Annotated in this window: 10 protein-coding genes and 1 pseudogene; 6 read left to right on the forward strand and 5 right to left on the reverse strand. The window is 45.3% G+C overall.

The annotated features are described in order from the left end of the window. From H6G92_RS16935 to H6G92_RS16950, 4 genes and pseudogenes are all read left to right on the forward strand, one after another. Nucleotides 1–155: pseudogene (locus H6G92_RS16935) on the forward strand (photosystem II D2 protein (photosystem q(a) protein)); the annotation flags it as partial. Continuing rightward, nucleotides 139–1,530 (forward strand): photosystem II reaction center protein CP43, encoded by a 1,392-nt coding sequence (psbC, locus tag H6G92_RS16940; RefSeq protein ID WP_190894811.1) that lies wholly within the window; start codon nucleotides 139–141, stop codon nucleotides 1,528–1,530. The pseudogene H6G92_RS16935 and the gene psbC, both read left to right, overlap by 17 nt. A 131-nt stretch (nucleotides 1,531–1,661) precedes the next feature. After that, nucleotides 1,662–1,847 carry a PCP reductase family protein gene (locus H6G92_RS16945; protein ID WP_190894812.1) on the forward strand — a complete coding sequence of 62 codons (186 nt, stop codon included), beginning with the start codon at nucleotides 1,662–1,664 and terminating at the stop codon, nucleotides 1,845–1,847. A gap of 21 nt (nucleotides 1,848–1,868) precedes the next feature. Continuing rightward, nucleotides 1,869–2,513: a Uma2 family endonuclease gene (locus H6G92_RS16950; protein WP_190894813.1), complete on the forward strand. Its 645-nt coding sequence runs from the start codon at nucleotides 1,869–1,871 to the stop codon at nucleotides 2,511–2,513. A 39-nt stretch (nucleotides 2,514–2,552) separates the two neighbouring features. Here H6G92_RS16950 and H6G92_RS16955 read toward each other — a convergent pair whose 3' ends face one another. From H6G92_RS16955 to H6G92_RS16975, 5 genes are all read right to left on the reverse strand, one after another. Further along, nucleotides 2,553–3,389 (reverse strand): SWIM zinc finger family protein, encoded by an 837-nt coding sequence (locus H6G92_RS16955; protein ID WP_190894814.1) that lies wholly within the window; start codon nucleotides 3,387–3,389, stop codon nucleotides 2,553–2,555. Nucleotides 3,390–3,609: 220 nt separating this feature from the next. Further along, complete coding sequence (locus tag H6G92_RS16960) at nucleotides 3,610–5,823, reverse strand: tetratricopeptide repeat protein (protein WP_190894815.1); 2,214 nt, start codon at nucleotides 5,821–5,823, stop codon at nucleotides 3,610–3,612. An 82-nt stretch (nucleotides 5,824–5,905) separates the two neighbouring features. After that, nucleotides 5,906–6,226 carry a hypothetical protein gene (locus H6G92_RS16965; protein WP_190894914.1) on the reverse strand — a complete coding sequence of 107 codons (321 nt, stop codon included), beginning with the start codon at nucleotides 6,224–6,226 and terminating at the stop codon, nucleotides 5,906–5,908. Between the two features lie 16 nt (nucleotides 6,227–6,242). Beyond that, nucleotides 6,243–7,265 (reverse strand): caspase family protein, encoded by a 1,023-nt coding sequence (locus H6G92_RS16970; protein WP_190894816.1) that lies wholly within the window; start codon nucleotides 7,263–7,265, stop codon nucleotides 6,243–6,245. A gap of 203 nt (nucleotides 7,266–7,468) precedes the next feature. Then, entirely contained in the window at nucleotides 7,469–10,729 is a 3,261-nt protein-coding gene (locus H6G92_RS16975; RefSeq protein ID WP_190894817.1) for a DEAD/DEAH box helicase, read from the reverse strand. Between the two features lie 143 nt (nucleotides 10,730–10,872). Here H6G92_RS16975 and H6G92_RS16980 point away from each other — a divergent pair, with 143 nt between their 5' ends. Beyond that, nucleotides 10,873–11,436, forward strand: a complete 564-nt coding sequence (locus H6G92_RS16980; RefSeq protein WP_190894818.1) for a GNAT family N-acetyltransferase — start codon at nucleotides 10,873–10,875, stop codon at nucleotides 11,434–11,436. Between the two features lie 109 nt (nucleotides 11,437–11,545). Beyond that, nucleotides 11,546–13,702 carry a polyribonucleotide nucleotidyltransferase gene (locus tag H6G92_RS16985; protein WP_190894819.1) on the forward strand — a complete coding sequence of 719 codons (2,157 nt, stop codon included), beginning with the start codon at nucleotides 11,546–11,548 and terminating at the stop codon, nucleotides 13,700–13,702. Nucleotides 13,703–13,989: the final 287 nt, after the last annotated feature.

Below are 13,989 nucleotides of genomic sequence, written 5' to 3' on the forward strand. Positions count from 1 at the left end.
AATTGCGGGCGGCGGAAGACCCTGAGTTTGAAACCTTCTATACCAAAAACATTTTGCTGAATGAGGGTATCCGCGCTTGGATGGCTCCTCAAGATCAACCCCACGAACAATTTGTATTCCCTGAGGAGGTATTACCACGTGGTAACGCTCTCTAATAGACCAAGTATCTTAGGCGGCACTGGACGCGACCAAGAATCCACTGGGTTTGCCTGGTGGTCTGGTAACGCGCGTTTAATCAATTTATCTGGCAAACTACTGGGTGCTCACGTTGCCCACGCTGGCTTGATTGTATTCTGGGCTGGAGCGATGACTTTGTTTGAAGTCGCTCACTTCATTCCCGAAAAGCCCATGTACGAGCAGGGCTTGATCCTGTTACCTCACCTCGCTACCCAAGGTTGGGGCGTTGGTGCTGGTGGTGAAGTTATCGACACCTTCCCTTACTTTGTTGTCGGTGTACTCCACCTAATTTCCTCAGCCGTCCTTGGCTTTGGTGGTATCTATCATGCCGTTCGTGGCCCAGAGACCTTAGAAGAATACTCTTCTTTCTTTGGTTACGACTGGAAAGACAAGAACAAGATGACCAACATCATCGGGTTCCACCTAATTATTTTGGGATGCGGTGCCCTGCTGTTGGTGCTAAAGGCAATGTTCTTTGGTGGTTTGTATGACACCTGGGCACCAGGCGGTGGTGATGTTCGTGTTATTACCAATCCGACATTAAACCCAGCGGTTATCTTCGGTTATGTAATCAAGTCTCCCTTCGGTGGGGAAGGCTGGATTGTCAGCGTCGATAACTTGGAAGATGTAGTCGGTGGTCACATTTGGATTGCCTTCATCTGTATTGCTGGCGGTATTTTCCACATTCTTACCAAGCCTTTTGCTTGGTCACGTCGTGCATCCATCTGGTCTGGTGAGGCTTATCTCTCCTACAGCTTGGGCGCTCTGTCGTTGATGGGCTTCATTGCCTCCATCTATGTTTGGTTTAACAACACCGTTTACCCCAGCGAATTCTACGGCCCTACCGGTCCAGAAGCTTCTCAAGCTCAGGCTTTGACCTTCTTGATTCGTGACCAACGCTTGGGTGCTAACGTTGGTTCTGCCCAAGGCCCCACTGGTCTAGGTAAATACCTGATGCGCTCTCCAACTGGTGAAATCATCTTCGGTGGTGAAACCATGCGCTTCTGGGATTTCCGTGGCCCTTGGTTGGAGCCTCTACGTGGTCCCAATGGTCTTGATTTGGAAAAAATCAAGAATGATATTCAGCCTTGGCAAGCTCGTCGCGCTGCTGAATACATGACCCACGCTCCCCTGGGTTCTTTGAACTCCGTGGGTGGTGTGGCTACTGAGATTAACTCCTTCAACTACGTATCTCCTCGCGCTTGGTTGGCGACTTCTCACTTCGTACTAGGATTCTTCTTCCTAGTTGGTCACTTGTGGCACGCTGGTCGCGCACGGGCTGCGGCTGGTGGTTTTGAGAAAGGAATTAACCGTGAAACTGAGCCAGTGATGTTCATGGACGACCTAGATTAGGTTGTAAAGTTTATTTCATCACTGACAATTAAATAATTTAGAGGCTCTTGCGTAAAAGCAAGGGCTTTTTTTATAAGAAAATTAGTAATCTATTGATTAAACTGAGCGACTTACCAACGGTAATTAATACTATGAGCGATTCCGATTTTATTGATGCTTTGCGATGGACATCTGAAGCTAAAGAAAAGTTACAAAATATTCCCTTTTTTGTCCGCTCTCAAGCTAAAGCCAGAATTGAACAACTGGCTCGTGAAGCAGGCCAAGAGGTTGTGACAGCGAATTTGGTAGAACAGGCTAGGCTTGAGTTTGGACAATAAAACATTCTGGAGGTCGTAACAATGACAGTCGCCAAGAATCGAGCAGACCGAGTAATGCTTTATGACATTAGCTGGCAACAGTTTGAAAATCTTCTAAAAGACTTGGGAGAGCATCGGGCAGCAAGGTTAGCTTACGATCGCACCACCTTAGAAATTATCACACCTTTACCTGAACACGAACATTACAAAGAGGTAATTAGTATTGCAGTTCAAGACATCGCTGAAGAGTTGGCTATAGACTATGAAAGTTATGGCTCAACTACTTGGAAGCGAGAAAGCCGAATGGCAGGGGTAGAATCAGATAATTGCTTCTATTTCCAGAATGAAGCTACGGTTCGGGGTAGATTGGATCTGGATTTGAAACAAGACCCACCGCCTGATTTGGCACTGGAAATTGATGTTACCAGTAAGTCCCTGAATCGTTTTCCCATCTATGCCCGCCTGGGAGTACCAGAACTCTGGTGTTATGACTCCGGTGAACTAAAGATTTACCACCTGCAAGATGGGGAATATGTCGAGTCAGAGAATAGTCTAGTGTTTTCTACTTTAGCAATTCGATATCTGCCAAAACTGATTGAGCAAAATCGGGCAAATGGCAGACGGGCAATTCGTCAAGCGGTGCGCGAATGGGTCAGAAAAGGCGGCAAGGGTGAACTACCCAGTTAACCTAATTACGAATTACGAATTACGAATTACGAATTACGATCAGCTTCCTCCCACATTCATTGCTGCTAAAAAAGCCTTCTGGCTCACATCTCTGTAAACTGTATTCAAAGACTTCATTACCACATCACTCGAAGTTGAATTTACTGAATTTTCCTCTTCCTTCGCTAGGGGGATTGCTCCTAATACATCTAATACCATTTCGTTAGTAGATGGCGCAATCACTACCAAAGATGACTCTAGCGGCTCATTGTATTGCCAGAAAGAATCAATTTTTACCGAGTACTTGTTATTAGAAATTGACTCTTGAATTTCGGGCGTTTCTATGGTAAAGGTTTGAATCTTGGCACTACGTAATTGACGTAAATCGCTGATAATTTGCTCTTTTGTGCGTCCACGCAATTGAAATAGTACAAAAGGGTCTTCACTGAAGCGATCGCCTAACTGATAGTACAAGGCACCAATGTGTTTACAGGGATTTGCTTTATCAGGGCAAGAGCATTTACTCTGGACATCACCAAGGGTAAAAGGAAATATCGAAAGACCATTAGCTGTGAACACTTCTTCTATATTTTGTGGCATTTCTCCTGCTAGTAGCTTGGCAGCAAAAATTGCCCTTTGGGACATGGTTTCAATTACATAACCCCATTGTTCATCGCTAAAAGGTTCAAGGGAAAGGGAAACTTTATAAGGTTCTACTTCACTACCTTGCACTCTAGCCAATACTTTCGCACCTTTAAATTCGATGCTCAAAACATTTCCTTGACGAGCATAGTTTCTGGCACGTTCTAAACGCTTTTTAAAACGATAAGAATCTAGTAAATCTAGCCATTGTTGTGACCACCATTCTCGACTTGCTTGTAATGTGTAATTAGTCATAATAAATTTAAAATTCAAAATTATGGAATGGATAGGTTGATCTAGTTTTGTGACAGTTACCTCAGACTCTAGCATTTATGGTTGGGAGCATATCAGTTTCGCAAAGATACGGCTACAGATTGGAAGCCTGAGACTACATATAGACGTAAAACCTTGAATTAATTACGAATTACGTTAGCGTAGCGGTAGCGAGTCCGCGAGCGTCATTACGAATTACGAATTATTCCATCCCCGCCTTGCGCCGCAACCGCTCAACTAATTGGCACGAAAAATCCAAGTTTTGATCGCGCTGGCGCTCTCGGATTTCCAGGGCAGACTGTGCTAACGGTAGCGCCTCTGCGTAGCGCTCCTCTTCCTCCAGAACTTGTGCCAGACCCGATTGAGCTTGAGCTAGCAAGTCTTGCCGTCCCACTTCTTGGGCCAGAGCTAACTCACGCTCGTACCAGGGGCGGGCTTCTGAAGGGCGATCGCGATTAAGGGCTAGAAGTCCCAAGTTGCCGCAATAAATTGCTTGTCCTTCTTTATCTCCCCGTTTTTCTTCTATCGCCAATGCTTGCTTGTGGTAGGACTCGGCGCGATCGTAGTGTCCCTGCGATCGCGCAACTGATCCTAGATCGTTGAGGGCGATCGCTTCACATTGTTCATTCTTCAACTCTCGATAAATCGCTAATGCCTCCTGATACAGTCGCTCCGCCTCTGGCCAGTTCTGGCGTTGCTCTGCAATTATTCCTTGAAACTGAATTGCAGTAGCTTTATCCCGACGACTACCGCCCCGCTCCATCCCCTCCGCCATCAGAGCCGACCAACTTGCTGCCTTATCAGTCTCCGCGCGATTGTAGTAAATAAAGGCAGCATTATAAGCACCCCAACCAGCATCGCGCCACTGACCGAGCGCCTTTCCCGCCTGATATACCCATTCACCCAAGCGCACCACTTCATCCCAGTAGCCGCGAAACCAGAGGAAGTGAAACAAAGCATTTTCCAAATCGATGAGCATCTGGGCAGCTTGTTGGTCTTTCTGTGTACCGGGGATACCTGCCATCTCCCACAAGGTTGTCGCCACGCCCTCTAGATTCTGCCACTCAGCTTCCAGCTTGTCATGGGTCTGATAGGCATCTTTGTCCTCACCCCCGTACTTCTGGGCAAAGTCTACCCAGTAGCGCAGAACTTTGCCTTGGGCAGCAGAGTCAAACCGAATTCCACTTAGAGGTGCAGTTACAACGGTATCCGTTCCGCCCATAGCTGCCCGAATATATGTGCGGGTTAGGGGGTGCAGGCCAAACCGTTCTCCATCCAAGTCATTTACCAAAGATAGAGTTACCAACCGCTCTAAAGAAACTTCGATCTCGGTGATGGCTAAATCCGTAGCATCTGCCAGTGCTGCGGTTTTTGCTGGTGTCAAGAATACAACTAGGGCAGACAACACTGTGCGATCTTTTTCAGAGAGAGTTTTGGCTGCATCGGCAAACAGAAACCCGTAGAGATCCTCAGATTTGGCGGCATTCCGCAACCGCTCTAGGGCAACACTGATAGAGTAGCCTTTATGTGCCACCTGTCCTAATGTCCAATCTAGCGCTAGGGGATTGCCACCAGACGCTTCATATAAAGCGGTCAATATCTCTGGCTTTGTGGCGTTTAGTTCCTGGGCTAGACGGGGGTGCGATCTTCCCTTCTCTCTCATTAATTCCAAAGCTTCTGCCTCTAAGAGACGATCTAAGCGGATGGTGACGGCGCTTTCCCCAGTGCGGCGGCGGCTGGTGATGATGGCTTTGTTGGGGGTGGGCAGTTTCCGCAGAAATTCGGCAATCATATTGCGTTCTTCTGCATTCAGCGTTTCCAAGTTGTCCCAAATCAACAGGGTGCGCCGTCCCCGCAGAGCATCGAGAAGGGCGCGGCGGCGTTCTGTGGCATCAGTCATTTTCACAATGTCTGTCTGTCCCAACCCCTTGGCAAATTCCCGGCAGAAGCTATCGAGAGAAGACAGGGCGAGGGTTTCTTCCCGCACTCCTTCAGCTGAAAGCCAAGTAGTCTTGGCAGAAACAAACAGGTAGGCATCAAACAAGGCTTGTTTACGGGCTAGGTGTGCTACCTCCAGCGCTAACGCCGTTTTGCCCATACCACCAATACCATCGATTGTCACACCCCAACCGCGTTCTTCTGGTGAAAGTGCTTCCAAACAACGGGCGATTTCTTGTTTGCGTCCCACAAACACATCGTTATAGCGGGGCAGGTTATCGGGCAGGCTTTCCGGGCGCTTTCCCTGTAACTGGCTTAATCGCGCCTCTAAGCTAGTGACTTCTTTTTGTTTTTCTTCTAGTTCTATTACTAAGTCCGGCGGAATTCTAATCCCATAACTAGCTTTTTCCTCCTCTATTATCTGAAGGGCGCGACGAGCGCGGTTGAGAGTTCGCTCTAGTGCTTCTTGATTATCCATAAGGTTATATAAAAAATAAATGTAGTATTAATACGCTGCACACTATGGAGATCCCCCTAAATCCCCCTTAAAAAGGGGGACTTTAAGAAACTCTCTTGCCCCACTTTTTAACGGGGGTTGGGGGGATCAAAAGCCTGTGGGGGAACTCTAGTCTTTCACAGTATCCCCCAAAACTCGGCGGTTGGTGTTCGGAACTCGGCAGTTGGTGTTCGGAACTCGACAGTTGGTGTTCGGAACTCGGAAGTTCGTGTTCAGAACTTGGCGGTTGGTGTTCAGAACTCGGAAGTTCGTGTTCGGAACTCGGCAGTTGGTGTTCGGAACTTGGCAGTTCGTGTTCAGAACTCGGCAGTTGGTGTTCGGAACTCGGAAGTTGGTGTTCAGAACTCGGAATGAGAAAAATCATCGTTGGATATATTTGCTTAATCCAATCCTGTTCTTTGATGCCGGGACTCTAATTCAGTTACCTGGCGACGTTTCTCTTCTAATTCAATCTGCAAATCCACTGGAATACGAATGCCAAAAGAAGCAGCTTGTTCTTCTAAAATTGCTAAGGCTCGTTTTGCTCTTGCTAATGCAGGTGTTACCACTTGTTGATCGGTCATAATTGGCAAGTCTGAGACTGTGGTTGAGCTTGGTAGTCCCTTCCCTCCCCGCAGCATGGCAATAGGAAAATCTTCCATCGCCGTATCAAAAAACGGAGTCTGTTCTGCCTGACGTTGGGTTCTGGCGCTCTCTGGAACGGTTTTACCCAAATGATTAATCAGATTTGAGAGCATAACTTTAGAATCGCCTGGTTGATTAGCCGCTCCCTGCAATGCCTCAATTAGATGATAAGTATAGACACTCATGGTTTTATCAGGACGTATCCAAGAAACCTGATTGCCTCTGGAAGACGTAAACACCGCCCTTCCTTCGCCCTGCTTCAAGGCATCGACTATGCCCTTGGGCAATGCCGTAGCGATAAAATCAGCAGGTAGTTCGCCTTTAGAAGTAGCCATACCTTCTGCATGACAACTATCAATTACCACCCACAACCGCTTTGCTTGAATCTGCCGCAAAGCTTGAGTAAATTCTTGGGCAGATAGGGCGGTGTTAGCAATGTCTGTGGAATTGAAGTCATGTTGCAGCAAATAATAACACTGACTTGATAAGTCAAAGCACCCATGACCAGAGTAAAAAACTACAATTGTTGCATCTTTATCGGCAGCAGCCTTTTCCTTTAACCACGTTAATCCATCCAAAATTGCGCTGCGCGTTGTCTGTTGATTCTGCAATAAGCGAATATGTTCGGAATCATCCAGATAGGCACACAAGTTTGGATCGGTTAACACTGTTTTCAGGGCTTGCACATCTTTAACTGTGACAGGCAATGAATATCGAGATTCGGCTGTTGTGCCAACCCCAATTAACAATGCATAACCGTGGGTAAAGTGATTCGACATGATGGCACAGGGTAAGAAAGAAGGTGTGATATTTTTCAATATCGCATATTTAATCTAGTGGTTTATTTGGTTATTTATCGGAGGGGTGAGAAACGAACCGCAAAGGGCGCAAAGAGCGCAAAGGAAGAAAAGTTAAGAATGAGTTTACTTTGTAGTGGGTGGCTCTAACCCTAAATTCAAGGACTAAAGTCCTTACTACGAACTTATTCTGCATCATCGTCAATTACTGCGCTGCGATCGAGTATTAGTAAGTTGCGAAGTTGATCTGTATCTAGTTCTGTCAACCATTCTTCACCAGCACCCACAACTTGTTCAGCTAGTTGTTTCTTGCTTTCAATCATGTCATGAATTTTTTCTTCTAAAGTGCCTGTACAGACAAATTTATGTACTTGCACATTCCGGGTTTGACCAATCCGAAATACTCTATCTGTGGCTTGATTTTCCACGGCTGGATTCCACCATCTATCAAAGTGGAATACATGATTTGCTCGTGTTAAATTCAGTCCAACTCCACCCGCTTTCAAAGAGAGAATCATAATCGGTGGCCCTTGAGGATCGTGTTGGAAACGATCGATCATTTCCTCACGTTGCTTTTTACTGGTGCTGCCATATAAAAAGAATATTTCTCGCCCAAGCTGTTTTTCTAAATAGGGTTTAAGTAATTTACCCCACTCAGCAAATTGTGTGAAAATTAAAGCTCTGTCACCTTCTGCTAAAACTTCTTCTAACATTTCTTCTAGACGCAGAAGTTTAGCTGAATTATGTTGCTCTAATGTTGCCTGTTTTAAATATTGGGCTGGGTGATTGCAGATTTGCTTAAGTTTTATTAGCAAAGCTAAAATCATCCCCCGACGTTGTAATCCTTCAGCAGATTCTATCTCTACTAAAGATTGTTCTACAACTTGTTGATAAAGTGCAGCTTGTTCACCAGTCAGACCGCAAAATACGGTCATTTCTTGCTTATCTGGTAAGTCTTGAATGATGTCGCGATCGCTTTTCAATCGTCGTAGTATAAATGGTTGCACTAATGAGCGTAACTGAGTCAAAGAAGCCGTATCGCCATACTTTTCAATTGGCATGGCAAACCGACGCTGGAAAAATTGCTTATTACCTAAATAGCCAGGATTGAGAAAATCCAAAATAGACCAGAGTTCTTGCAGCCTATTTTCTACTGGTGTCCCCGTTAATGCAATGCGAAATGTCGCTTCTAATTCCCGCACTGCTTTTGACTGCTTCGCCTCTGGGTTTTTCACATTCTGGGCTTCATCTAAAACTATTATCTGCCAAGGAACACTTTGCAATGACTTGATATCTCGATGAAGCAGTGAGTAGCTGGTAACGATTAAATCATGTTTTTTTACGGCTTCTAAAAACGCTTTTCCTTTTGGGCGTTTGTCACCGTGATATTGCAAAATTTTCAGACTTGGTGCAAATTTATTGACTTCCCTTTCCCAGTTACCTAAAACAGAAGTTGGACAAACTAGCAGTGTTGGATTTTCTAGTGCATCTTGTTCTTTGAGATGTAGCAGAAAAGCAATGAACTGAATAGTTTTACCGAGTCCCATGTCATCTGCGAGACACGCACCCAAGCCCCAACGTTCTAAGAAGGACAGCCAAGCAGCACCACGTTCTTGATAAGGCCGCAACTGTCCTTTAAAGGCTGCTGGTGTGGGTAAAGGTGCGATCGCTTGATTATTACTTAACGCCCCAATCAACTCTTGTAACGCCCCAGATGCCTCAAAGCTAACCACTGGTAATTTTTCAATTACCTGGGTATCCCCTGTACTAAAACGCAACGCATCTTCCAGGGAAAGCGCCATTTGATCTTTGCGAGTGGTAAAAAATGTTTGGGCTGTTTTGATATCTTGGGGCCGCAATTCTACCCACTCACCGTTAATTTCCACTAGCGGACTATTTAAAGCCACAAGTTTATCAAACTCAGCTTTGGAAATAGTTTGTCCGCCAATTGCCAATTGCCATTGGAAATTTAGCAGACTTTGTAACCCTAAACGTCCCTGCTTTTTCTTTGGGGTTTCGGCAGTAATTTTCAAACCTAAACGATTCGCCCATCCTTCGCGGTTTGCTAAACTGGGAGGCAAAATTACTCCTAAACCACTGTCTTCCAATCTCCAAGCTACAGCTTTGATAAACTCATAAGCTTGCATAGGGGTGATCCGAGAAAATTGGGGATATTCGGTTTCAAAACTCGGTGCGATCGCTGGATATAATCTGGAAGCTACCCCCAAACCTCGCAAAAATGTTTCCTGTGGTTGCTCAATTGTCCGATTTTCATAAACCAATTGTTCAACTGGATTGTTCCAAATAGTTGCCGCATCCACCAAAAACTCAGGATCGTCAGCCGCTTGCAAATAATACGCCAATGTCCACTCTGTTTCGCCAGACTCTGGAGAACGCAGTTGAAAACAGGTACGAAATAGAGTTTTAAGAGTTAATTGGTATTGTAGCGGCATAGTCCAAGCCTTCAATGCCGCTTCCAGCCTTTCCACTTCAATTGCATCTGCATTGACTATATGAGATGCACTAGTTAAGGCTTGCAACCACTGTCGCACCCCAGACGGTAAAGATGCAATCGCCTTAGCTTCCATTGGAGGTTGAGAACCCATCATTTCTCGCACTTGGGCATCTATCGTACTGTTGAGAAATCCCAAAAGTAATTCTTGAGGTTCTGTGGGAAAGTCTACATAAAGTAGGGATTGGGAAAAATCCTCTCCAATGCCCACTTCCTCTTGATAAGTGCGACAAACCAACGGTATATTCCCAGAAAATCTTTCTAGGCGGGTTCCATCTACAGCACTATCTAGAAGTACTCGCCACTTAGCAGCAAATGCACCATCTAATTGTCGGTCAATTGTTGGTAAAAACTTACAACGTGAGATTAAATCTAAACTCCATCGGGCAACCTGCGACCAAAAGCGTAAATCTCCACCCAAAAAAGCATCTTCCCCTTTAGCAGCATTTAGAGGAATCGCGGCGAGAAATTTTACTGCTTCGCTGGCGTTGAGACAAAAACCCTCAACTCGCCACGGTTGCAAATATTGCGGGGAGTCTGTATTTTCCCCCAAGCTGGCAGAATGTACAGGGAAAATCGCTGTTGTTCCTTTATCGCTACCTTCTATATAAGTTGGTAAGGCAATGATTTGAGAGTGCGTTGGTAAACTGATTTCAGTGGCGCTGGCCGCTTTGCGCGATCGCCCAGTAGTTGCGATGGCTTTGCCCGCCGCAGGCATCGCAACTTGAGGTTGCTGGATGAAATTGGTAATTGCCATGTTCTCGGAACGCAGCCACTCGCTCAACTCAACCGATGTCATTGCCAATGGATGTAGTGCTATATCTCCAGATCCATTAGACTCGAAATTCACTCGCGGCGATCGCCAAGTTTCCCCCCAAATAAATAAACTACCAGTTTGATTTTTTAGTAACCAATTACAGTGTAAAATCGCCATTTGATAACTACTTAGATTTTCCCAAAATTAAAGGATTTAAATCGTCAATATTCTACTTTTTAGATTCTTTCCAAATATTTTTACGGCAATCGTTGCATATAATAATTATTTCAGCAGTCAATTCGCATAAATATTATTAATTAATGAATTTTCCTATTGTTCAAGTTTTAAAAAGCGGCATAATAGTTGAATTAGATTATATACATCCTCAAGAACAGGAGGTTGTAAGAACATTACTCAATGTTGTAATTGTTGAAGGTAAAACTTATCCCCAAAAGCAACCTCTATCTCAGGCAGAATTTTCAGCTTACTGGTTGAGTAAGGATGCCTTTGTTGTCAGGACATCTGTTCAGAATGCTACACACAAGCCAAAAGAAATATTAGGGGCGTTTTATTTAAAACCAAACTTTCCCGGTCGGTGTTGCCATATTTGCAACGCTGGTTTTATTGTACAACCTGAGTTACGCGGTCAGGGGATCGGTCGGTTCATGGGAGAGACGATGCTCTTGATAGCAGCAAACCTGGGCTACGAAGCAGTAATGTTCAATTTGGTCTTTGAAACTAATATACCTTCAATTAGACTTTGGCAGTCGTTAGGATTTGAGATCGTTGGGCGAATTCCGCGTGCAGCGAAGCTAGAGGATGAAGAAGTAGTAGACGCGCTGATAATGTATCGCACTTTGGATTTGTTAACTGTTGACGGTTAACAGTCATCAGTCATCAGTTATCTTTGTATGTACTAGAAGTCAGTCATAGTGCATAAATGTTAGGATTGCCACAGAAAGAGAATAGCGAAAGAGAAGGAAAAAAAACTGAATGGCAGAAGTTGACAAGTCAATATCCTTCGATGGAAGGGATATTCGACTGAAAGTAGGCCTACTAGCTCCCCAGGCTGGTGGGTCGGTTTTGATAGAATCAGGGGATACATCCGTCTTAGTTACGGCTACGCGATCGCAAGCCAGAGAAGGCATTGATTTTCTTCCGCTCACAGTAGATTATGAAGAAAGGCTATATGCCGCTGGTAGGATTCCCGGAGGGATCATGCGCCGAGAAGGTCGTCCACCAGAAAAAACAATTCTCACCAGCCGTCTTATAGACCGCCCCATGCGTCCCCTGTTCCCCTCGTGGCTACGGGATGACCTGCAAATTATTGCCTTAACGCTATCGATGGACGAGTTAGTTCCACCCGATGTGTTAGCAGTTACAGGCGCTTCCATCGCTACCCTGATTGCCCAAATTCCTTTTAATGGGCCAATGGCAGCAGTGCGGGTTGGTTTAGTGGGAGATGATTTCATTATTAACCCCACCTATGCAGAAACTGAAGCTGGAGACTTAGATCTGGTAGTAGCAGGTTCACCACATGGCGTAATCATGGTGGAGGCGGGAGCCAATCAGTTGCCAGAGCGAGATATTATCGAGGCGATTGACTTTGGTTATGAAGCAGTGCGGGACTTAATCAAAGCGCAGCAAGATTTAATCGCAGAACTGGGTTTGGTAATAGTGCAAGAAGCACCACCAGAAGTAGACCAGACTCTGGAAAATTATATCCGCGATCGCGCTAGCGGTGAGATTAAGAAAATCCTCTCTCAATTTAGTTTCACAAAACCCCAACGTGATGCAGCTTTAGATGTCGTCAAGGATGAAATTGCCGCGACGATTACCGAACTGCCAGAAGAAGACCCAATTCGAGTTGCCGCAACTGCAAATAAGAAGGCACTTGGTAACACTTTTAAAGATATTACCAAACACTTCATGCGGCGACAAATTATTGAAGATAACGTCCGCGTTGATGGTCGTAAACTCGATGAAGTGCGTCGTGTTTCTTGTTTAGTTGATGTTTTACCAAAGCGAGTCCACGGTAGCGGTTTATTTAACCGGGAACTCACTCAGGTATTATCCACTTGTACTCTAGGCACACCTGGGGATGCTCAAAATCTTAACGATGACATGCAGCTAGATCAGCACAAGCGTTATCTGCATCATTACAACTTCCCGCCGTTCTCAGTCGGAGAAACCAAGCCAATGCGGGCCCCAGGAAGGCGTGAAATTGGTCACGGCGCATTAGCAGAACGAGCGCTACTACCTGTGCTACCGTCAAAAGAACAATTTCCCTACGTGATTCGCATCGTATCGGAAGTACTTTCCTCGAACGGTTCCACTTCAATGGGTTCAGTGTGCGGTTCCACCCTCGCCCTGATGGATGCTGGTGTACCAATTCTCAAACCCGTAAGTGGCGCAGCAATGGGTCTGATTAAGGATGGGGACGAAGTGCGAATCCTCACCGATATTCAGGGCATTGAAGACTTTTTGGGTGACATGGACTTCAAAGTTGCCGGGACGGATACGGGGATTACCGCCTTGCAAATGGATATGAAAATCTCCGGTTTGTCGTTGGAGGTTATTTCCCAAGCCGTTCACCAAGCTAAAGCAGCCCGGTTGCACATTCTGGAGAAAATGCTCGCCTGCATTGACACGCCACGGACTGAAACCTCAGCTTATGCCCCACGTCTGTTAACAATCAAGATTGATTCAGACATGATTGGTCTGGTCATCGGGCCTGGAGGCAAGACTATTAAGGGTATCACGGAGGAAACTGGTGCAAAAATTGACATCGAAGATGATGGCACCGTGACAATTTCCGCTGTGGATGAGAACAAGGCGAAGAGAGCCAGAAACATTATCCAAGGCATGACCCGCAAGTTACACGAAGGGGATGTCTACGCAGGACGCATTACTCGGATTATACCGATAGGTGCATTTGTGGAATTTCTGCCTGGAAAAGAAGGGATGATCCACATCTCACAACTAGCTGACTACCGTGTTGGCAAAGTTGAGGATGAAGTAGCGGTGGGCGATGAAGTGATTATCAAAGTGCGCGAAATTGATAACAAAGGTCGGATTAATCTCACTCGCTTGGGTATCCACCCAGATCAAGCAGCAGCAGCACGGGAAGCTGCGGCGGTGAATCGGTAACTCGATTTGGGATTTTAGATTAGATAAAATCTAAAATCCGCGATGCCTACTGTGAAGGCATCGCCGTATGCTTCTCTAATTAGTTGCAATCTTAACTTGATAGCAAGAAGACAGTTAATAAATGTTTTAAACTCGCCTATACCTGTTGAGCAACGTTGTTACATTATTTATATTATTTTGGCAAGCCGTAATTAAAGTAATTTAAACTATACCTTTTATCTATTTACAAATTTAGCAGATTGTCTGATCATAACGACACAAGACAAAATTTCATAAACAAAACTTTT

The sequence above is a fragment of the Nostoc foliaceum FACHB-393 genome (assembly GCF_014698505.1).
Lineage (GTDB): Bacteria > Cyanobacteriota > Cyanobacteriia > Cyanobacteriales > Nostocaceae > Nostoc > Nostoc foliaceum_A.